Origin of the sequence: Nocardiopsis quinghaiensis, assembly GCF_008638365.1 — a bacterium.
Taxonomy (GTDB): domain Bacteria; phylum Actinomycetota; class Actinomycetes; order Streptosporangiales; family Streptosporangiaceae; genus Nocardiopsis; species Nocardiopsis quinghaiensis.
The window spans coordinates 403,029-423,282 of sequence record NZ_VWVU01000003.1 but is presented as its reverse complement, the minus strand read 5'-3'; the positions used below and the strand labels follow the sequence as shown (position 1 = coordinate 423,282).

Annotated in this window: 21 protein-coding genes and 1 pseudogene; 13 read left to right on the top strand and 9 right to left on the bottom strand. The window is 70.8% G+C overall.

Annotated features, from left to right (window positions below):
- The first annotated feature begins 2 nt into the window (after positions 1–2).
- Positions 3–89: an IS3 family transposase gene (locus FYX01_RS27235; protein ID WP_223830402.1), complete on the top strand. Its 87-nt coding sequence runs from the start codon at positions 3–5 to the stop codon at positions 87–89.
- Between the two features lie 80 nt (positions 90–169).
- Here the strand turns inward: FYX01_RS27235 and FYX01_RS10685 are convergent, their stop codons facing one another.
- The gene (locus FYX01_RS10685; protein WP_150240038.1) at positions 170–283 is read right to left on the bottom strand and encodes a methionine/alanine import family NSS transporter small subunit; all 114 of its coding nucleotides are present in this window, start codon (positions 281–283) and stop codon (positions 170–172) included.
- Complete coding sequence (locus FYX01_RS10680) at positions 283–1,842, bottom strand: sodium-dependent transporter (RefSeq protein WP_150240036.1); 1,560 nt, start codon at positions 1,840–1,842, stop codon at positions 283–285. The genes FYX01_RS10685 and FYX01_RS10680 overlap by 1 nt, the downstream gene beginning before the upstream one ends.
- A 367-nt stretch (positions 1,843–2,209) precedes the next feature.
- On the opposite strand from FYX01_RS10680, the gene FYX01_RS10675 reads away from it, so the two are divergent.
- The 7 genes from FYX01_RS10675 to FYX01_RS10645 all read left to right on the top strand — a co-directional run bounded on the left by FYX01_RS10675 (position 2,210) and on the right by FYX01_RS10645 (position 8,645).
- Positions 2,210–2,647: an HIT family protein gene (locus tag FYX01_RS10675; RefSeq protein ID WP_150240034.1), complete on the top strand. Its 438-nt coding sequence runs from the start codon at positions 2,210–2,212 to the stop codon at positions 2,645–2,647.
- 207 nt (positions 2,648–2,854) lie between these two features.
- Positions 2,855–4,009 carry a Gfo/Idh/MocA family protein gene (locus tag FYX01_RS10670; protein WP_150240032.1) on the top strand — a complete coding sequence of 385 codons (1,155 nt, stop codon included), beginning with the start codon at positions 2,855–2,857 and terminating at the stop codon, positions 4,007–4,009.
- Entirely contained in the window at positions 4,006–5,166 is a 1,161-nt protein-coding gene (locus tag FYX01_RS10665) for a dihydrodipicolinate synthase family protein (RefSeq protein WP_150240030.1), read from the top strand. The genes FYX01_RS10670 and FYX01_RS10665 overlap by 4 nt, the downstream gene beginning before the upstream one ends.
- A complete protein-coding gene (locus FYX01_RS10660; protein WP_223830393.1) occupies positions 5,163–6,080 on the top strand; it encodes a sugar phosphate isomerase/epimerase family protein in 918 nt (305 codons plus the stop codon). Before FYX01_RS10665 ends, FYX01_RS10660 begins: the two co-directional genes overlap by 4 nt.
- Positions 6,081–6,140: 60 nt before the next feature.
- The gene (locus tag FYX01_RS10655; RefSeq protein WP_150240028.1) at positions 6,141–7,046 is read left to right on the top strand and encodes a 5-dehydro-4-deoxyglucarate dehydratase; all 906 of its coding nucleotides are present in this window, start codon (positions 6,141–6,143) and stop codon (positions 7,044–7,046) included.
- A gap of 2 nt (positions 7,047–7,048) precedes the next feature.
- On the top strand, positions 7,049–8,137 hold the full coding sequence (locus FYX01_RS10650) for a mandelate racemase/muconate lactonizing enzyme family protein (RefSeq protein ID WP_150240123.1): 1,089 nt from the start codon (positions 7,049–7,051) through the stop codon (positions 8,135–8,137).
- 133 nt (positions 8,138–8,270) lie between these two features.
- Positions 8,271–8,645: a DUF2784 domain-containing protein gene (locus FYX01_RS10645; protein ID WP_150240026.1), complete on the top strand. Its 375-nt coding sequence runs from the start codon at positions 8,271–8,273 to the stop codon at positions 8,643–8,645.
- A 91-nt stretch (positions 8,646–8,736) separates the two neighbouring features.
- Here FYX01_RS10645 and FYX01_RS10640 read toward each other — a convergent pair whose 3' ends face one another.
- The 5 genes from FYX01_RS10640 to FYX01_RS10620 form a co-directional block, all read right to left on the bottom strand.
- Positions 8,737–9,768 (bottom strand): LacI family DNA-binding transcriptional regulator, encoded by a 1,032-nt coding sequence (locus tag FYX01_RS10640; RefSeq protein WP_150240025.1) that lies wholly within the window; start codon positions 9,766–9,768, stop codon positions 8,737–8,739.
- Positions 9,769–9,866: 98 nt separating this feature from the next.
- The gene (locus FYX01_RS10635) at positions 9,867–10,790 is read right to left on the bottom strand and encodes an NAD-dependent epimerase/dehydratase family protein (RefSeq protein ID WP_150240023.1); all 924 of its coding nucleotides are present in this window, start codon (positions 10,788–10,790) and stop codon (positions 9,867–9,869) included.
- Between the two features lie 171 nt (positions 10,791–10,961).
- The gene (locus FYX01_RS10630; RefSeq protein WP_150240021.1) at positions 10,962–11,810 is read right to left on the bottom strand and encodes a DUF6807 domain-containing protein; all 849 of its coding nucleotides are present in this window, start codon (positions 11,808–11,810) and stop codon (positions 10,962–10,964) included.
- Positions 11,807–12,979: a Gfo/Idh/MocA family protein gene (locus FYX01_RS10625; protein ID WP_150240019.1), complete on the bottom strand. Its 1,173-nt coding sequence runs from the start codon at positions 12,977–12,979 to the stop codon at positions 11,807–11,809. The genes FYX01_RS10630 and FYX01_RS10625 overlap by 4 nt, the downstream gene beginning before the upstream one ends.
- Positions 12,979–14,295 carry a Gfo/Idh/MocA family protein gene (locus tag FYX01_RS10620; RefSeq protein WP_190394264.1) on the bottom strand — a complete coding sequence of 439 codons (1,317 nt, stop codon included), beginning with the start codon at positions 14,293–14,295 and terminating at the stop codon, positions 12,979–12,981. Before FYX01_RS10620 ends, FYX01_RS10625 begins: the two co-directional genes overlap by 1 nt.
- Before the next feature lie 407 nt (positions 14,296–14,702).
- On the opposite strand from FYX01_RS10620, the gene FYX01_RS10615 reads away from it, so the two are divergent.
- The 3 genes from FYX01_RS10615 to FYX01_RS10605 are packed head-to-tail and all read left to right on the top strand — an operon-like array spanning position 14,703 to position 17,886.
- A complete protein-coding gene (locus FYX01_RS10615) occupies positions 14,703–15,674 on the top strand; it encodes a carbohydrate ABC transporter permease (protein ID WP_150240015.1) in 972 nt (323 codons plus the stop codon).
- The gene (locus tag FYX01_RS10610; protein ID WP_150240013.1) at positions 15,664–16,539 is read left to right on the top strand and encodes a carbohydrate ABC transporter permease; all 876 of its coding nucleotides are present in this window, start codon (positions 15,664–15,666) and stop codon (positions 16,537–16,539) included. Before FYX01_RS10615 ends, FYX01_RS10610 begins: the two co-directional genes overlap by 11 nt.
- Positions 16,540–16,557: 18 nt before the next feature.
- On the top strand, positions 16,558–17,886 hold the full coding sequence (locus FYX01_RS10605) for an ABC transporter substrate-binding protein (protein WP_150240011.1): 1,329 nt from the start codon (positions 16,558–16,560) through the stop codon (positions 17,884–17,886).
- A gap of 160 nt (positions 17,887–18,046) precedes the next feature.
- Here the strand turns inward: FYX01_RS10605 and FYX01_RS10600 are convergent.
- Positions 18,047–19,010, bottom strand: a pseudogene (locus tag FYX01_RS10600) (EamA family transporter).
- 81 nt (positions 19,011–19,091) lie between these two features.
- Positions 19,092–19,391, bottom strand: a complete 300-nt coding sequence (locus tag FYX01_RS10595) for a hypothetical protein (protein ID WP_150240009.1) — start codon at positions 19,389–19,391, stop codon at positions 19,092–19,094.
- A gap of 252 nt (positions 19,392–19,643) precedes the next feature.
- Here FYX01_RS10595 and FYX01_RS26100 point away from each other — a divergent pair, with 252 nt between their 5' ends.
- Both FYX01_RS26100 and FYX01_RS10590 read left to right on the top strand, forming a co-directional pair.
- The gene (locus FYX01_RS26100) at positions 19,644–19,802 is read left to right on the top strand and encodes a hypothetical protein (protein WP_190394263.1); all 159 of its coding nucleotides are present in this window, start codon (positions 19,644–19,646) and stop codon (positions 19,800–19,802) included.
- Positions 19,803–20,070: 268 nt separating this feature from the next.
- Positions 20,071–20,196, top strand: coding sequence for a hypothetical protein (locus FYX01_RS10590; protein ID WP_394350449.1), 126 nt, complete (start codon positions 20,071–20,073; stop codon positions 20,194–20,196).
- Positions 20,197–20,254: the final 58 nt, after the last annotated feature.

Here is a 20,254-nt window from a genome sequence, read left to right as displayed (position 1 = left end):
ACATCGCCTGGTTCAACAACGAACGGGTGCATACCTACCTCGAGGGCCTGAGCCCGGTCGAGTACCGAGCCCAGGCCCTGACGGCCTAACCTTCAATTAGCCGGTCCAACATCTGGGGCCCAGTTCAGGTGACCCGGGGCCCTTGCCGTCGTGTCCGCGGTACCCGGGACTACTCGGAGCCGGGCTCCTCGGGGTGGCGGCGCAGGTGCAGGATGGCCGCGACGAGGCCGCCCCACAGCAGGACGATGGAGACGACCATCATGACGATCGCGCTGACGGACATCAGCGGTCCCCCTCCTTGTCGGTGTTCTGGGCGCTTGCGGTCCTGCTCTGCTCGGCGTCCTGGGCGGCCAGAACGTCAGCCCGCTTCCACGGGATGAACGAGAGGACGACGCCGAAGACGATCGCGCCGATGGCCACGCCCCATCCGGCGGTGAGCAGGAACCCGGACGGGTAGCCCCCGTAGTTCTCCATCAGCTCCGTGCGCAGGCTGTCCCACATCATGAAGCCGAGCAGGACGGGAGTGATGACGCCCAGGGCGACCTTCCACCACAGGCCGAGTCGGAGAGTGGAGACCGCGTTGGCGTGGTTCTGGAACATGGGCAGCCTGCGCAGGGCCCACGCGAACACGACCAGCATCACCAGGGCGGCCAGGGCGATGCCGTACTGGTTGATGAAGTGGTCGAACACGTCCAGGTAGTGCAGTCCCTCGGGTGTGGGGAAGAGCAGGATCGAGACCAGCGCGGTGAGGCCGCCGACCAGCAGCACGGACGGGACGCGGCCCAGGCCGGTGCGGTCCCGCACGGCCGAGATGTTGACCTCCACGATGCTGATCAGCGAGCTGACGCCCGCGATGGTCAGGGACCCGAAGAAGAGCACGCCGAACAGGGCGCCGCCGAAGGGCAGGGTGGAGATGATCTGCGGGAAGGCGACGAACGCCAGGCCGATGCCGGAGGTGGCGACCTCGTCGACACCGGTGCCGGCGGTGGTGGCCATGAAGCCCAGGGCGGCGAACACGCCGATACCGGCGAGCAGCTCGAAGGAGCTGTTGGCGAAGCCCGCCGTGATGGCGGTTCCGGTCAGGTCGGTCCTGCGCCGCAGGTAGGAGGCGTAGGTGACCATGATGGCGAAGCCGATGGACAGGGAGAAGAAGATCTGTCCGTAGGCGGCCACCCACACGCTCCCGTTGAGCATGGCGCCCCAGTCGGGGGTGAACAGCGCGTCCAGACCCGTGGCGGCTCCGTCGAGGGTGAGCGCTTGGACGACCAGGACCAGGAACAGCACCACCAGCAGCGGGATGAAGATCCTGTTGGCCTTCTCGATGCCGTTGCGGATGCCGAGTGCCAGGATCAGCAGCACCACGGCCCACACGCCGATGAGCGGCAGGGCGACTCCGGGAACGTAGCCCGAGATCGCGCCCGGTGCCTCGCTCATCTGGAGGTAGTCGCCGAAGAAGAAGGCGTTGGGGTCGTCGCCCCAGGACTCGCGCACGGAGAAGACCAGGTAGGCGCAGCTCCAGGCGATGATGGCCCCGTAGTAGACCGCGATCACGAAGCAGATGGCCACCTGCCACCAGCCGATGGCCTCGGCGGGTCTGGCGATGCGCCGGTAGGACAGCGGCGCGGAGGAGCGGTAGCGGTGCCCGATGCTGTATTCGAGGATCAGCAGCGGTACACCTGCGGTGATCAGGGCGACGAGGTAGGGCACCAGGAAGGCGCCGCCACCGTTCTCGTAGGCGATGTAGGGGAATCGCCAGATGTTGCCCAGGCCGACGGCGGATCCGATCGCCGCCATCAGGAAGCCCGCGCGCGTCCCCCACTGCTCGCGAGTCTGTTGGACCATGTTCAGGTCTCCTAAATCATCCCGTAGTTCGCGATCCGCACGGTAGCAGGAGTTGGCCTGGTCAGCATCGTGGGGCGTTCCTGCTGGGCATGGTGTCGCTCGACCATGGGTCTTTCGGTGGCTTTTGTCTTGGCTCGCACAGTGCCCCAAAGTTCCCAAGGAACACTTACCGGACATCTTCAGGCGTGCTTGCGCGTGCGCGTGGCGCCGGTGCCGAGGGCGGGGGAGTGGGCCGCGCGGAGGAGGCCCCGTGCGGCGCCGCCGCGTACCTAGGAGTGGTGGCGCGGGCGTGCCCGCTCGCCGAAAAGCGGGTGACGGCCGGGCGGTGCCGTGTCACGGTGGAACTCCCCGGCGGAGGAGTCCTGCGGTGAGCGACTGCGTGTTCTGTCTGATCAGGGACGGCCGGGCCCAGGGCAGCGTCGTCTACGCCGACGACCTGGTGCTGGCCTTTATGGACCTGTATCCGGTCACACCGGGGCACGTGCTGGTGGTGCCGTGCGAGCACCTGGTGGGGCTGGGCGAGGTCGGCGACGCGCTGGGCGGGCGGTTGTGGGGGGTGGCCCGGCGGGTGGGTGGAGCCCTGCGCGCCGCCGCGCGGGGCACCGACTCGGGGGGTGTGCGCTGCGAGGGGGTCAACCTGTTCCTGGCCGACGGTGAGGCGGCGGGCCAGGAGGTCTTCCATGTGCACCTGCACGTCTTCCCGCGCTTCGCGGGCGACTCCTTCTCCGTCCGGGCGGTGTGGGAGGAAGCCGGCCGCGGCGAGCTGGACGGCCACGCGGCCAGGCTGCGCGCCCTGCTGACCTGACCTGGCATAGCCGTGCTGACCAGCGGGTACGCGGATCCGCGCACGCATGTCCCCGGGTTCTGGGCCCACGCGCCGACACCGCGTGTGGTTGCCGCGCATCCGGTACGGACCGCTCGCGTCGTGGCTGGTCCAGGGGTCCCTCTGGTGCGAAAGGTGGGTTTGGCGTACGCTGGAAAGCGCTTTCACACGGAAGGATGGTAACAACCTATGGGTGATCACATGCTGGGTGTCGCGATGAACGGCGTCACCGGACGCATGGGATACCGGCAGCACCTGACCCGGTCGATCCTGGCCATCCGCGAGGCGGGCGGCGTACGCCTGCCCGACGGATCCCGGATCATTCCCGAACCTGTCCTGATCGGGCGCTCCGAGCGCAAGCTGCGCGAGATCGCCGAACTCCACGGAATCGAGCGGTGGTCCACCGACCTGGACTCCGTGCTCTCCGACGACGACGTCAAGATCTACTTCGACTCCCAGATCACGCACGCCCGCGAGGCCGCCGTACGCGCCGCCATCACCGCCGGCAAGCACGTCTACGTCGAAAAGCCCACCGCGAGTACGCTCAGCGCCTCCCTGGAACTGGCCAAGCTGGCCCGCGACGCGGGCGTGCGCAACGGTGTGGTCCAGGACAAGCTGTTCCTGCCCGGCCTGATCAAACTGCGCAGGCTGGTCGAGAGCGGCTTCTTCGGGCAGATCCTGTCGGTGCGCGGTGAGTTCGGCTACTGGGTCTTCGAGGGTGACTGGCAGCCCGCGCAGCGCCCGAGCTGGAACTACCGTGCCGAGGAGGGCGGCGGCATGGTGCTGGACATGTTCCCGCACTGGCACTACATCCTGGAGCACCTGTTCGGTCCGGTGCGGGCGGTCACCGCCAAGGTGGCCACCCACATCCCGCGCCGCTGGGACGAGAACGGCGAGCCCTACGAGGCCACCGCCGACGACTCCGCCTACGGCATCTTCGAGTTGGACGGCGGTGTCATCGCCCAGATCAACTCCTCCTGGAACGTGCGCGTGGCGCGCGACGAGCTCGTGGAGTTCCAGGTCGACGGCACCCACGGCAGCGCCGTGGCGGGGCTGCGCTCCTGCCGTGCCCAACACCGCTCGGCCACGCCCAAGGCGGTGTGGAACCCCGACCTGGAGGACCCGGGCCGCTACCGCGACCAGTGGGAGCCGGTGCCCGACAACGCCGAGTTCCCCAACGGCTTCCGCGCCCAGTGGGAGAACTTCCTGCGCCACGTGGTCCTGGACACGCCCTTCCCGCACGACCTGCTCTCCGGGGCCCGCGGCATGCAGATGGCCGAGGCCGGACTGCAGTCGGCGCGTACCGGGCGCACGATCGAACTGGACGAGGTCACCCTCGCATGAACACACTCCTGCTACCCACCACCGACGGTGCCCTCTCCCCCCACACCCTGGTCGGCACCCCCGTCGACACCTCCCCGCTGCCCCCCGCGCGCTCGCGCACCGCCTACGCGGCGGCCCACGTGGTCGCCGACCCCCTCTCCCCCAACGCCCCCGGGGCACCCGCACGCCTGGACTGGGACGCCACCCTGGCCTTTCGCCATCACCTGTGGGACCAGGGGCTCGGCGTGGCCGACGCCATGGACACCGCCCAGCGCGGCATGGGCCTGGACTGGGCGGCCACCGCCGAGCTGATCCGCAGGTCGGGGGCGGAGGCCGCCGCGCGTGGCGCCGCCCTGGCCTGCGGCGTGGGCACCGATCAGCTCGATCCTTCGCACGCCGATGTGGAAAGCGTTATCACTGCGTACGGGGAGCAGCTCGACGTCGTCCAGGGCGCCGGTGCCACACCCATCCTGATGGCCTCCCGCGCCCTGGCCGCCGTCGCCTCCGGCCCCGAGGACTACGCCAAGGTCTATGGACACCTGCTGCGCCAGGCCGACCAGCCGGTCATCCTGCACTGGCTGGGCACCGCCTTCGACCCGGCCCTGGCCGGGTACTGGGGCCACGCCGACCCGGCCGAGGCGATCGAGCCGGTGGCCGCCCTCATCGCCGAGCACGCGGCGAAGGTGGAGGGCATCAAGGTCTCCCTGCTCGACGCCTCCCTGGAGGTGCGGCTGCGCCGCCTGCTTCCCGAGGGGGTGCGCCTGTACACCGGTGACGACTTCGACTACCCGGACCTGGTCCTGGGCGACGAGCACGGCCACTCCCACGCCCTGTTGGGCATCTTCGCCGCCATCGCGCCGGCCGCCGCCCGCGCGCTGGCGGCCCTGGACGAGGGCGACACCAAGGGTTACCGGGCCCTGATGGACTCCACGGTCCCCCTGGCCCGGCACCTGTTCGCCACGCCCACCTTCTACTACAAGACCGGTATCACCTTCCTGGCCTGGCTCAACGGCCACCAGAAGGGCTTTCACATGGTGGGTGGGCTGCACAGCGCCCGCGACCTGCCCCACCTGGCACAGGCGGTGCGCCTGGCCGACGCCGCCGGGGCCCTGACCGACCCCGACCTGGCGGCGGCACGTATGCGGGCGCTCCTCGAAGTCTCGGGGGTGCGGCAGTGAGCACGGTTTCCGACGACGCCACGACGGCCGCTCCCACGGTGGTGGACGTGCCCTCCGGTCTGCCCGCGGCGATACCCACCCCCCGACCGGGTGACCCCCGGCTCTCACGGCTCTCGCTCAACCAGGCCACCGTCAAGTACTGGAGTCTGTCCCAGGCCGTGGACGGTTGCCTGCGCGCGGGAGTGCCCGCCATCGGTGTGTGGCGCGAGCCGGTCGCCGAGATGGGCCTGGCCCAGGCCGCCCGCCTGTTGCGCCGGTCCGGGTTGCGGGTGTCCTCCCACTGCCGTGCCGGATTCCTCACCGACCCCGACAGGGCCGCGGCCCTGGAGGACAACCGACGCGCCATCGACGAGGCCGCCGAACTGGGCGCACCCTGCCTGGTCATGGTGCTGGGCGGCATGCCCGACGGCGACCGCGACCTGGTCGGAATCCGGGAACGAGCGGCGGACGCCCTCGCCGAGTTGGTGCCCTACGCCGCCGAGCGCGGGGTGCGGCTCGCCCTGGAGGCCCTGCATCCGATGTTCTGCGCCGACCGGGCCGTGCTCTCCACGCTGGGTCAGGCCCTGGACCTGGCCGAGCGCTTCGACGCCGCCGCCGTCGGCGTGGTGGTGGACGCCTACCACGTGTGGTGGGACCCGCAGGTGTGGGAGCAGATCGCCCGTGCCGGGGCGGGCGGGCGCATCGCCTCCTTCCAGGCCTGCGACTGGGAGTTGCCGATCCCCTCCGACGCCCTGCTGGGTCGGGGCATGGTCGGCGACGGCCACGCCGACGTGGGCGCCCTGCGCCGCGCGGTGGACGCCGCGGGCTATGACGGCGACATCGAGGTGGAGATCTTCAACAAGCGGGTCTGGGAGGCCGACGGCGACGACGTCGTCGCCACCGTGGCCCGCCGCCACGTCCAGCATGTCCTGTGAGGTGGTCCGGGGACGCTCCGGCGTCCCCGGACCACCCCGGTAAGGAGTACGAGGAGCAGTATGAACTTCGACGGAATCCTGTTCTTTCCCCTGACCCCCTTCGACACCGGGGGAGGGGTGAACGAGACCGTGCTGGCCGAGCACGTGGCCTCGGGTGTGGAGCACGGTGCGGGCGGGGTGTTCGCGGCCTGCGGCACCGGTGAGGTGCACGCCCTGTCGGCCGCCGAGCACGCCGCCGTGGTGCGGCGGTCGGTGGAGGTCACCGCGGGCCGTGTGCCGGTGGTCGCCGGCGCGGGCGGCAGCGTGGGCACCGCCATCGAGCAGGCCCGTGCTGCCAGGGAGTTGGGCGCGGACGCGGTCCTGCTGCTGCCGCCCTACCTGGTGGGCGCCCCCCAGCGGGGGCTGGTGGAGTACGTGCGCACGGTGACCTCGGCCGTGGACATCCCGGTGGTGGTCTACCAGCGCGGTTCGATGGTCTTCACTCCCCAGAGCGCGGCTGAACTGGCCCGGATCCCCACGGTGGTCGGTATCAAGGACGGGGTCGGGGATCTGGGGCGGATGCACCAGATCGTGCTGGCGGTGCGTGAGGTGCGCGGTGAGGAGTTCACCTTCTTCAACGGGCTGCCCACGGCCGAGCTGACCGTGTCCGCCTACCGGGCGGTGGGGGTGCCGCTGTACTCCTCGGCGGCGTTCGCGTTCGTGCCCGAGGTCGCCAACGCCTTCTACACCGCCTTCCACGCCGGTGACCCGCTGGCCGACGCCCTGATGCGCGAGTTCTTCGAGCCGCTGGTGCGCCTGCGCGACCGGGTGCCGGGGTATGCGGTGTCGTTGGTCAAGGCGGGCGCCCGGCTGCGCGGGGTGGACATGGGCGGGGTACGGGCCCCGTTCGTGGAACCCACCGCCGAGGAGGAGGCCGCCCTGACCGAGCTGATCGGGACCGGCCTGTCCCTGGCCAAGGGGGCGTGAGCGTGCGTGTCACCGAGGTGGGCGCCCGTGCCTTCCGGCTGCCGCTGCACCGTTCCTGGGACGGGGGCGTGGACCGCAACGACGTCGTCGTGGTGCGGGTGTCCACCGACGCCGGCCTGGTGGGCACGGGTTTCGCGTGGACCCCGCTGATCGGGGCCCGGGCGGTGGCCGCTCTGGTCAACGACGACGTCCGGCCCGCGCTGGTGGGGCAGCGGGCCCATCCGGCCCGGTGGGAGGAGCTGCGCTGGCACCTGCGTGAGGCGGGTACCAGCGGGCTCACCCTGATGGCGCTGGCCGGGGTGGACATCGCCCTGTGGGACCTGAGTGCCCGTGCGGCGGGGATGAGCCTGGTGGACCTGGTGGGACGGCGCCGGGAGTCGGTGCCCGCCTACGGCAGCGGGGTGAACCTGGACTACCCCCTGGAGGACCTGCTGGAGCAGGTGCGCGGATGGGTGCAGGCCGGGCACTCGGCGGTCAAGATGAAGGTGGGCTCGTCCGACCTGGCCCGCGACGTGGAGCGGGTGGGGGCGGTGCGCGAGCTGGTGGGTTCCGAGCGCCTGCTGATGGTGGACGCCAACCAGCGCTGGGACGTGCCGCGTGCGGTTCGTGCGCTGGAGGCGCTGGAGGATCTGGACCCGCACTTCGTGGAGGAGCCGCTTCCCGCGGAGGACCTGGAGGCGCACGCCCGGCTGCGTGAGCGCACCCGGATCCCGTTCGCGGTCGGGGAGAACCTGCGCACGGTCGCGGAGTTCGAACGGGCCGTGGAGTTGGGGGTGTGCGACGTCGCCCAGCCCAACGTGGTGCGGGTCGGCGGCATCACCCCGTTCCTGCGGATCGCGGAGTCGATGGCGCGCCGGGGCGTGCCGGTGGCTCCGCACCTGTTGCCCGAGCTGTCGGGGCAGTTGGCGCTGTGCCTGCCCCGGGTGGCCATGGTCGAGGACATCGACCGGGCCTCCTTCGCCGCGCTGGGCGCGTTGGCCCGCCCCAGCGGGGTGGAGTTCGACCGGGGCCGGGTGAGCGCCGAGACCGGGCACGGCCACGGCCTGGTGTTCACCGACACGCTCACACCGGTCGCGGACGCCTCCCCCTAGCACCGGGTGCGCGACCGGCGGGCCGGGGTACCCCGTGGCGGGGTGTCCCGGCCTTGTCGTGAGTACGGGTACTCACAAGGGGTGGGTGCGGGTACCGATGCGCGGGGACGGGTGCGTTCCTAGGTTCGGGGGCATGACTTCCTTCCTCGGCCACACCGCGATGGTCCTGCACTTCTGCTTCCTCGGCTTCGTCGTCTTCGGCGGTTTCCTGGCCTGGCGCCGGCCCCGACTGTTCTGGGTGCACCTGGGCGTGGCCGCCTACGCCCTGGGCATCGTCATCGTCGACTGGCCGTGCTTGCTGACCGGGATCGAGAACTGGTCGCGGCTGGAGACCGGGCGCGCGGTGATGGAGGACGGCTTCATCGACTTCTACCTGACCGGCATCCTGTATCCGCGTGAGCACCTGCTGACCTCGCGCCTGGTCATGGCGGGGACCGTGGCGGCCTCCTGGGCGGGCGTGGGGTGGGCGCGCCTGCGGTGGCGCTTTTCGGAGCGGACCCGGGTGTGAGCCGCCGGGTCGCTTCGGGGACGGCGTCGGGGGCGAGCCGCTGCCGGAGTTCGCCATGGACCGTGAGGAGTCGGCCCGGCGGACCACGGGGTCAGCGGGTGGGCGGTGCGGTGCTCTCGCGTTCGACGACCTCGCCCCGCACGGTGATCACACGGGGCTGGTCACTGGGCTCGCCTTCCAGGGCGAGCAGGGCGGCCCGTTCGCCCATCTCCTCCAGGGGAAGGCGCACCGTGGTCAGCGCGGGGGTCAGGTCGCGCAGGGTGGGGATGTCGTCGAACCCGGCCACCGACAGGTCGGCGGGCACCCGCAGTCCCAGGTCGCGCAGGGCCGCCATCGCCCCGGTGGCCATGACGTCGTTGACCGCGAACAGGCAGGTGGCGTCGGTGCCCACCGCCATCAGGCGTCGGGTGGACTCATAGCCGCCGTCGCGGGTGAAGGCGCCGTGCACCACGTTGTGGTGGGCCAGTTCCAGGCCTGCTCCCGAGAGCGCGGAGTGGAAGCCGTCCAGGCGTTCGCGGGCGGTCTGCAGGTCGGTGGGACCGGCCAGGATGGCGAACTCGCGGTGTCCCTGGGCGATGAGGCGGCGGGCCAGGTCGGCCGCGCCGGTGTGGTTGTCGGGGGTGACCGTGTCGGCGGGAAGGCCCTCCTGGGACACGCACGCCACCTGTCCGCCCTGGCGGCGGAACATGAGGATCTCCTCGGACAGGCGCCGGTTGCTCTCCTCGTCGGTGGAGCGCGATCCGACCAGCACCACCGCGCGGGCCCGGTGCGCGCGCAGCGTGGCCAGGATGCGGCCCTCCGTCTGCGCGGAGCGGCTGGTGGTGCCCAGCACCAGGACCAGGCCCTGCTCCTCGGTGTGGCGGGTGACCCCGGCCGCGATCGAGGAGAAGTAGGGGTCGGAGATGTCGTGGACGAGCAGTCCGACCAGGGAACTGCTGTTGCGGGCCAGGGTCTGGGCCGAGGCGTTGGCCAGGTAACCGAGTTCCTGGGCGCTGGCGGTCACCTTGTCCCGCAGGCGCTGGCTCACCTGTCGGGTGCTGCCGTTGATCACCCTCGAGGCTGTCGCCAAGGACACCCCGGCGTGCTCGGCGACCTGTTCCAGGGTCACGTAACCGGACTCCACGCCGCTCCCTCTCCTGCCTCGGCCCACGGGAAAACTCTTTCCTAGCCTAGCGGAGCCCTCAGCCCGCTCACGTATGTTCTGATGTCTCCCTCACCTCGTCAGTCCCTGTGGCCTCCGGAGGGGGCGGCGGATCCGCCGGTCTCGGTGCGCAGCTGTTCGCGCCAGGTCCGTGTGGGGGTCCAGCCCAGGGCGGTGCGGGCCGCTTCGGAGGAGAACACGGCGCGGCCGTCGGCCAGGGCGGCGGCCGCCGCCGCGGTGGCGGGGTGGTGCTGGGGCAGCAGGGCGTCGACCGGTCCGGTGGCCAGGGGGTCGGGGGCCATGGCGTTGAACACCTGCCCTCCACGGATCTTGCCGGGGTTCTCCACCACCAGGGCGAACAGCTCGGCGGCGTCGCGGGCGTCGACGTAGTTGAACAGGGAGGTGGCGGCCAGCGCGGGGTCGGCCAGCCGCTCGGCCATGGTGTGTCCCAGCTGGGTGGGGGCGCCCTCCCACTCCTCGGGGGCGACCACGTATCCCGGGCGCACGCCCGACAGGACGCAGGTACGGGCGGTGCGTGCCAGGGCGCGCACGGTGTCCTCGATGATCGTCTTGCTCAGCCCGTAGGCGTGCCAGGGCGCTACCGGGTGCTCCTCGTCCAGCGGCAGGTAGCGGGGTGTCCAGGAGGGGGTGTTGTACCCGTAGACGGTGGGGCTGGAGGCGGCCACCGCCGAGTGCGCGCCGTGGGCGACGGCGGCGGAGAGCACCGCCCAGGCCAGTCCGGTGTTGACCTGGAGGGTCTCCACGTCGGGGCGTGCGAAGGGCACGGCGATCCCGGCCAGGTGGACGACCGCCTCGGGGCGGGCGCGGGTGAAGGCCTCCTCCAGCGCGGCGGGGTCCAGCAGGTCGGCGGTGATGCCCTCGACGCCTTGGGGTTGGCCTGCCGGAGCGGTGTCCACGGAGGTCACCTGGTGTCCGCGGGATGCCAGGACGGACACGACGCTGCGGCCGAGACGCCCGGAGCCGCCGGTGACGAGAACGCGCATGGGTGTTGTCTTCCTTCCGTGCCCCGGTCGGTCCGGGGCGGTTGTGCACAGGTCAGGCTGGGCTCTGGTGCCGCCTGGTGGGGCGGGCCTGACGTTGGTGTCAGGGGCCCAGGGGTCTTCGGTCTCGTGCTGCCCTTGTCGGGGGTCGCCCGCGCTCCCCGCCTCAGGTGTTCAGGTCAGCTCCCGCGCGGAGGCGGCCAGGTCCCGCAGGGCCCCGTCGTCGGGATGCCCGTCGCACACCGCCACGCGCAGGCGCCGCTGCAGGCGCTCGCCCTCGGGCAGGGGCAGGCGTGCGTCCCAGGCCAGTGCGGGCCCCACCCCGGGGTACTCCTCCGCGCGCAGGAACCAGGGGTCGGTGTGCCCACCGGGCTGGAGGAAGAGCAGGGTCCATCGTCCACCGTCCTCGCCCGTTCCGGCCATGGCCAGCCACTCGGCGCGCGAGCCCTGCAGGGCCTCCTCGCCCCGCAGCCCGCCGTCGCCGGTGACGGCGGGAGGGGTGGCGGCGAGGGGTGCGCGCCAGAACAGGCCCCCGTATCCGGCGCCGGGGCGTCCGTTGGTGGCGGGACTGCCGATACTCAGCTCGCGTCCTGAGGTGTTGCGCAGATCCGTGCGCACATCCAGCACCCAGGTGTGTTCGTCCAGGCCCGAGGCGCGCACGGTGCGTTCCTCACGCAGGAGTTCGGCCCCCTCCGGGTCGGTCCACGACAGGAGTTCGACGCGGCGGTCCTCGCCCAGCTCCAGCCAGGACAAGTGCCGTTGGCGGCCGTGGTTGTCCAGGAGCACCGACCCCCGGTCGCGGGTGAAGGTGCGCCCGCCCCAGAAGCTGATCCCCGACACGTCGGGCACGGCCACGCTCATACCGAAGTGGTGCAGGTGGTCGGCGGGCCGTTGTTCGGTGACCACCGTTCCCGCACGGGTGCGTACCGGGTGCAGGTAGGGGCGCGGGGACAGGGCCGGTTCGATGTCGGTTCCGTCGTGCAGGACGGCCAGGGTGCGACCGTCCAGGGTCAGCGTGTTCACGGTGTGGCCTTCGGGTCGGCCGACCCCGCCGGGGAGGCGGGAGACCAGGCGGGGTCGAGTTCGGAGAACAGCGCCAGGTGCTCGGCGCTGCGGTGGATGAGGGTGTCGATGCCGGGGATGATCCGGCGCACGCCCTCGTCGGTGTGGTGGACCTGTTGCCTGTGGTCCGGGACCGCCACGGGGTCGGGTGCGGTGCGCACCGCTTCGAGCACGTGCATGAACGCTCGGGTGGCCGGGGGCGGGACCAGGAGCGGCTCCTCCCCGCGCAGGTGGGCGAGGAGGTTGGTCAGCAGGGGGGTGCGTGGATGGGTGGTGGTGACCGGGGTGCGACCGGGCCGGTGCAGGGTGAGGCGGTCCAGGGTGTACTCGAAGTCGATGCGCCCGCGCTCGCCGTGCACCACCAGGCGCGGTGGCAGGTGTTCGGGCGCGCACAGGGTCACCGCCAGGGTGATGGGCAGGCCGTCGGCGGTGTGTACGCGCACGCAGGAGGTGTCGTCGGCCTCGATGGGGTGGGCGTGGAACATCTCCAGTTCCACCCGGGCCGGTGCGTCGGCCTCGGCCTGGGCCACGGCCAGGGCGGTGGCCAGTGCGTGGGCGAAGGGGTTGGTCAGCGCGCCGTCCACCACGTCGCGCCCCTGCAGGCGGCGCCGGCCGGCCCAGGGGGCGCGGTCGTAGTAGGCCGAGGTGCGCACCCAGGTGCCCGAGCCGCCGATACCGCGCACCCGGCCCACCGCTCCCTCGCGCACGAGGGCGCGCACGGCTTCCACGGCGGTCGACCCCAGGCTCTGAAAGCCCACCTGGCAGGCCAGCCCGGAGGCGTCCACGGCCGCGTTGAGCTGCTCGAACTCCTCCAGGGTCGCGGTGGTGGGCTTCTCCAGAAGAACGTGGGAACCGTGCTCCAGCGCGGTGCGGGCCAGGGACAGGTGGGTGTGGATGGGCGTGGACAGGATGGTGATCCGCGCGCCGGTGCGCTCGATCGCCTCGCCCAGGTCGGCGTGGCAGGGCAGCGGGCCGTGTCCCTCCAGGTCGTCGCCGTCGGGGACGGGACGCTGGTCGCACAGGCCCACGAGCCGGACCTGGCCGCTCTCACCCATCTCGCGCAGGGCGCGAAGGTGGGAGCGGCCGTGCCCGTGGACCCCGGCCAGCAGTACGGGCACGGGCGCGCCCATCAGCTGTTCCCGAGCAGGTCGGCGACGCGGATCGGGGTGCCCGAGGTGATGGAGGCGTTGGCGGCCAGTCCGGTGAGCAGGGCGTTGCCACCGTCGGCGTGGTCGGGGCGGATGCCGTCGTCGCCGCCGCCGAAGAGGGAGTCGAGCATGAGCTGGTCGCCGCCGCCGTGGGTGCCCTCGCCCACCGCGACCTGGATCTCCTCGGGCGGCTGCCAGTGGCGGCGCAGCCACAGCCGGGCACTGGTGTGTTCCTTGGGGGCGGGCATACCGCGCACGGGCGTGGCCTCGTCCTGGTGGGGCGAGGTGTACTCGAACTCGGTCATGTCCAGTTCCAGGCGGCCCTCGCTGCCGGTGACGGCGATCCGGTAGCCCTCCCAGGGGGCGTAGGCGACCAGGTGGTAGGTGAGCCGGGCGCCGGTGTCGTAACCGACCAGCACGGACATGTCGTCCTCGATGGTGATGCCGGGGCTGAAGACGTTGAGGTCGCGGCGGTAGCCGTCCTCGTGTTCGGCCTCCAGGTACAGGGCCCTCAGGTCGGGGCTGTCCTCCATGTGCAGGGCGAAGGGGTCGTGCTCGGCGGCGTCCTCGCCGTGGCCGCGCTCGTAGTCGGCGGCCAGACCGTGGCGGCGACCGTTCTCCTCTCCGTAGAAGAACAGGCGGCCCGAGGCGAACACGTCGGTGGGCCGGGCGCCGATCCACCAGTTGACCAGGTCGAAGTGGTGGCTGGCCTTGTGCACGAGCAGGCCGCCGGACTGGGCCTTGTCGCGGTGCCAGCGGCGGAAGTAGTCGGCGCCGTGGCGCAGGTCCAGCAGCCACTCGAAGTGCACCGAGCCGACCTCGCCGATGGTCCCGGAGGCGATGAGGTCGCGCATCTGGCGGTGGACGGGGTTGTAGCGGTAGTTGAAGCCGACGGTCACCCGGCCCCCGGTGCGGGCCTGGGCCTCGTTGATGCGCCGCAGCCCGTCCAGGTCCGCGGTCATGGGTTTCTCGGTGATGGCGTCGAGGCCGGCGTCCAGGGCGGCCACGACGTAGTCGGCGTGGGTGCGGTCGACGGTGCACACGATGACCTCGTCGACCCTCTCCTGCTTGAGCATGCGGGTGAAGTCGTCGGGGGAGTGGGTCGGCACGGGATCGAGGCCGGCGTCGGTGACGATCCGGTTGTGCACGGCCATGCGGGTGCTGTTGGTGTCGCAGAGGGCGACCAGTCGCCCCCGGTCCCGATGGGATCCGACCAGGGCCCGGGTGTACATCCGAGCGCGGGAGCCGGTGCCGACGATCGCGTACCTGCGTAGGGTGGTGTGGTTCACACAGGGCATGGTAAACGCTTTCCCCGCTGGGCGACAAGGGCGCGGCCCAAGAAGAAGCCACTCCGCAACTCTCAACGCAGGGTGTTCGAACTTGCTCGGAAAGTGATATTCCTTGCGGAAAACCGCGCCAGGAGCGGGCTCGTGGGGCGTCGGGGAGACCTCGGGAGGGTAACGATCTGGGGCCTGGATCACACTTTTCGGGAAACGTGCCGTTGACACCCATGTAACCCGGTGCTAGAAACTGAACATCTTAGTACGTGGATAGCGCTTACCAAAACGGGTTTTGGCAGTTCATCCCGTGTTCTCGAACACAGAGCGTACGCGCCCTTCCGAACGAGATTGGCAGTTTCCATGAATCCAGGACCGCACGCGTCCGCCAGCGTCCCGGCGGTGGCCCCACAGGAGGGTGGATCCCCGTGAGCGCCCTCCTGCAAAGGCGGCCCCCCAAGGACCCGCAGAACACGGCCGCCCCCAAGCCGGGAACGCGGGCCGGCAAGAGGCCGGCTCAGGGCAGGAAGCGGCGAGAGAACCTCGCCGCCTACGGTTTCCTGACCCCCTGGTTCCTCGGCCTGGTGTTCATCACCGCGGGACCCCTGCTGGCCTCCCTGTACTTCTCCTTCACCGACTACAGCCTCATCGGCGACCACAACTGGGTCGGCCTGGAGAACTACGAGCGGATGCTCAGCGACGAACGGCTGTTCAGCGCGCTGAAGGTCACGTTCGTGTACGTGTTCGTGTCGGTGCCGCTCCAGTTGGCCCTGGCCCTGGCCCTGGCGATGGTCCTGGACCGGGGTGTGCGGGGACTGCCCCTGTACCGGTCGGTGTACTATCTGCCCTCCCTGCTGGGCGGCAGTGTGGCCATCGCCATCCTGTGGCGCCAGGTCTTCGGTGCCAACGGCCTGATCAACCAGTTCCTGGCCTTCTTCGGCATCCAGGGCGAGGGCTGGGTCTCCCACCCCGACTACGCACTGGGCACCCTGATCGTGCTCAACGTGTGGACCTTCGGCGCACCCATGGTGATCTTCCTGGCGGGCCTGCGGCAGATCCCCGCCATGTACTACGAGGCCGCCGCGGTGGACGGAGCGAGTCCGCTGCGCCGCTTCTGGAACATCACCGTGCCGATGCTCACACCGATCATCTTCTTCAACCTGGTGCTGCAGTTCATCAACGCCTTCCAGACCTTCACCCAGGCGTTCATCGTCAGTGGCGGCACCGGCGGGCCCTCCGACTCCACGCTCTTCTACACGCTCTACCTCTACCAACGCGGCTTCGGCGCCTTCGACATGGGATACGCCTCGGCGATGGCGTGGCTGCTGCTGATGATCATCGGCGGGTTCACCGCGGTGAACTTCTTCGCCTCCAAGTACTGGGTCTTCTATGGCGACTAAGACAGGGGCCCCCGTGACCTCCCAGAGGAGCACACGGGCCCAACGCGTACGACGGCTTATCACCCACATCGGGCTGATCGGGTTCGGGCTGGCCATGCTCTACCCGCTGCTGTGGATGCTCTCCAGCTCCTTCAAGCCCACCGCGGAGATCTTCCGCGCGCCGGGCCTGATACCGGACACCTTCACCGGCGGCAACTATCCCGAGGGATGGACGGCCCTCCAGTTCCCCTTCCACCACTACATGCTCAACTCGGCGATCGTGGTGGGCGGGGCGATCATCGGCAACCTCGTGGGCTGCTCCATGGCGGCCTACGCCTTCGCCCGGCTGGAGTTCCGCGGCAAGCGGCTGTTCTTCGCCATCATGCTCGCCACGATCATGCTGCCGATCCACGTCGTGATCGTGCCGCAGTACATCCTGTTCTCCGAACTGGGCTGGATCAACACCTTCCTGCCGCTGATCGTGCCCAAGCTCCTGGCCACCGACGGGTTCTTCATCTTCCTCATGGTGCAGTTCATCCGTGGACTGCCCAAGGACCTGGACGAGGCGGCGCGCATCGACGGCTGCGGCCACGTCCGCATCTTCTGCCAGCTGATCCTGCCGCTGTCCATGCCCGCCCTGGCCACCACGGCGATCTTCACCTTCATCTGGACGTGGAACGACTTCTTCAGCCAGCTGATCTTCCTCACCGACCCGGAGATGTATACCGTTCCCGTAGCCCTGCGCACCTTCGTCGACTCGACCTCGCAGACCTCCTGGGGTCCGCTGTTCGCCATGTCGATCGTCGCTCTCGGGCCGGTTTTCGGATTCTTCCTCGCGGGACAGCGATACCTCGTCAAGGGCATCGCCACCACCGGAATCAAGTAGTCGAAGGGAAACAGACACATGCGTGCACACCCTGGCAACGGGCGCCCCCAGGCCCGTCGCCGTAATCCCCTCCTGTCCGTGGCCGCGGGGGTGGGCGCCATCGTCATGGTGGCCACCGCCTGTGGTGGTTCCGGCTCCGACGACGACGGCGTCGTCGAGCTGCGCTTCGCCTGGTGGGGAGCGGACGATCGCCACTCCACCACCCAGGAGGTCATCGACCTGTTCGAGGCCGAGAACCCCGACATCGAGATCGTGCCGGACTACACCGACTGGGCCGGGTACTGGGACCGTCTGGCCACCAGCACCGCCGCCGACGACGCGCCCGACATCATGACCCAGGAGGAGCGCTACCTGCGCGAGTACGGCGACCGCGGCGCCCTCCTGGACCTCAACGAGGTCGGCGAGCAGCTGGACCTGTCCCAGATCGACCCGCTGGTGGCCGAGAGCGGCGACCTGGACGGGCAGACCTACGGTGTGGCCACCGGCGTGAACGCCTACGCGATCCTGGCCGACCCGCAGGCCTTCGAGGAGGCGGGCGTGGAGATGCCCGACGACTCCACCTGGTCCTGGGACGACTACGTCGATATCTCAGCCGAGATCAGCGAGGCCACCGACGGCGAGCTCGTCGGCGTCCAGAGCATGTCCTACAACGAGTCGGGCTTCCAGATCTTCGCCCGTCAGCACGGGGAGAACCTCTACAACGAGGACGGCTCGCTCGGCTTCTCCAAGGAGACGCTGGAGGAGTGGTTCTCGGTCACCCAGGAGCTCCTGGACAACGGGGGCCAGCCCAGCGCCGCCGAGAGCGTGGAGATCGAGGCGGGCGGCCCCGACCAGTCGGTGCTGTCCACCAGCCAGGGCGCGATGGCCCACTTCTGGACCAACCAGCTGGGCGGGATCTCGGAGTCCGCCGGGAGCGACATCGAACTGCTGCGCTACCCCGGTGAGACCACCAACGAGCGGACCGGCATGTACTTCAAGCCGGCCATGTTCTACTCCGTCTCCGCGGGCACCGAGCACCCGGAGGAGGCGGCCCGCTTCGTGGACTTCCTGCTCAACAGCAACGAGGCGGCCGAGCTGATCCTGGCCGACCGCGGCCTGCCCGCCAACGTGGACGTGCGCGAACACATCCTGGGCTCCCTGCCCGAGGCCGACGCCCGCAGCGCGGAGTTCCTGTCCGAGATCGAGGACACGATCGTGGACGGCAACCCGCCGCCGCCGATCGGCGCCGGCGAGGTCGTGAACATCACCAAGCGCGTCAGTGAGGAGATGGCCTTCGGCGATCTCACCCCGGCCGAGGCCGCCGAGCAGTTCATGTCCGAGGTCGAGACGGCCACCAACGGCTCCTGAGCCACCCCCTGAGCCAGATCCGGAGAAAAACCGGGCCCTGCGGGAGACTACTCCCCTCTCGCAGGGCCCGGTTCCCGTGTGTACGGGCTCGGTGCCCCACAGGCCGGCCCCCAACCCCGCGTGCCCTCGGCTCGGCCCCGGCCTGTGCCCGGGGACCTGTTCAGGGTGCGATGGGGGCCTGGGGCCGGCGGGGCGCGGCCCCCGATTCCGGTACGGGGGCGGAGGGCACGGCGGTCTGGGCGACGAAGGCGCCCGTGACGATCACGACCGAGCCCAGGATCTGTACGGGGGTGAGCGCCTCGCCCAGCAGCACCCACGCCAGCACGATCGCGGTCACCACCTCCAGATAGGCGACCCCTCCGGCCACCTGCGGGGACAGTCGCCGGATCGCCGAGATCCCGAGGAAGTAGGCGAGGGCGGTACACACCAGGCCCAGCCACAGGGCGGCCGCCCAACCGGGGAGGCCGAACCCGCCCAGCACGACCGGGTCGGCCAGCACCCCCCCAGGGCAGTGTCCAGGGCTGGGCGAGGGCGCCCAGCAGTACCGCGGCCACCAGGGAGCCGAAGGCGACCACGGCCAGGGGGTCGGTGTCCTCGCCCATGCTGTCCGACAACAGGAAGAAGGCGGCCTGCGCGGCGGCGGCGCCCAGCGCCAGCGCCACCCCGACGGCGTCCAGGTGCATGCCCGACCACACCTCCAACAGCAGGCCCACCCCGGCCACCGCCAGGACCACGCCGACCACGGCGGCGGGGGAGACGCGGGTGCGGCGCACCACGCGCAGCCACAGCAGGACCAGGACCGGGCCGAGGAACTCGATGAGCAGGGCGATGCCCACGGGGATACGGGTGATGGCGGCGAAGTACAGGGCCTGCACGCCGGCCATGGGGAAGACGCCGTAGGCCAGGACCAGCATCGGGCGGCGCCGGGCGGTCCGCCAGTGGGCCAGTGCCACGGGCAACAGCAGCAGCGCCGCCCCGGCCACGCGCAGCCAGGTGACGTGGAGGGGGTCCAGCCCCGCGTCCAGCAGGGGGCGGGCGAACACACCCGAGCCGCCGAAGGCGAGCGCCGAGGCGAGTGCGAAGGCCAGCCCCGAGGGGCGGTGGCGCGCGGGTGGCACGGACACGGCGGCGCTCCCGGGGATTGGTGGGGACATGGGACCGCTGACGAGCATACGGTCGGCGGAGGAGTGTCGCGCGGCGCGTCCTCACGGCCACAGCTCGGTCTGTCCGGGCACCTGCCCGTGCTCGGTGCGGGCCCGGCCCAGGCACCGCCGGCAGGTCACCGCCCCGGTCGCGGGGAACAGCCGCAGCGGGTCCGCCGCGGCGTGGCAGGACACCGCGGGAACCTCGATCCCGGCCCACATGTGCGTGGTCAGCCCGTGCACCACCGTGCCCCGCCCGATCCGGACTCCGTCGGCGTTGGCCAACTCCTGGCGGCGGCGCAACGTGGCGGCCAGGTGCTCGACCTCGGTGTCGGTGAGCTGCTGTTCGGTGTGCTCAGGCATGTGTCCCAGGATGGCCCAGGGACAGGCCCCCGCGGGCCATCGCGGACGGTACGGGCGTGAGGTGGACACCGCATCGTCCGGTTCCCGAGGGGGAGGGCACGGGCGCCTCGGCCGCTCTCCCGGCCGCGCTGGGATTCCCCGGCGACAGGCGCCGCACGTTCCAACGGAGCGGCTGAGGTTTGGCGGCCTTCACCCATGGACACCATAGGTAACCAGGAGTCACTAGTAGATACCTAGAGTGATGGGATTCGCATGAAGAGCACCAGTCGGACGCTGACCGTCGTCGCCCTGGCCCTGGTCGGCTCCCTCGTCGCCGCCAGCCCCGCAGCCGCCGCCCTCGGGCTCGGTGGCGGCGGTGGTATCGGTGGTGGTGTACTCGACAGCATCCTCCGTGCGCTCCCCATCGGGTGAGAAGGCGCACTGAGACGTCGATGCGCACGCCGTGCCGGCTCCGAGTACGGCGACGGGCATGAAGGCCCGCACCTCCAGCCGGGAGGTGCGGGCCCTCGTTCGTTGTCGGGCGTCCCCGGACCTCAGCGGGCGGGGCGCGGGGATGTCGGGTTCCTCGTTCTCCGCTCCCTCACTCCGGTGGGCGGAGCCGCCCGGCGGCACCGGCGTCGCTGCCGCGGAACGTCGCAGGCGCGTGTGAGTTCGGGCTCTGCCCGGTTGAGGAGGCCCCATGTCGTTCCAGGCCTATCTGGACTCCGTCGAGGACAAGACCGGCCTGCTCCCTCGCACGCTCGTCGAGCGTGCCAAGGAGAGGGACTACGACGGTTCCGCAGGCGTCTCGGGCGGATCCCCGTGATCGGTTACGGAGATTCCGTGGACCGTGCCCCCGAGGCGGTCAGCCGCGCTGTGTGCAG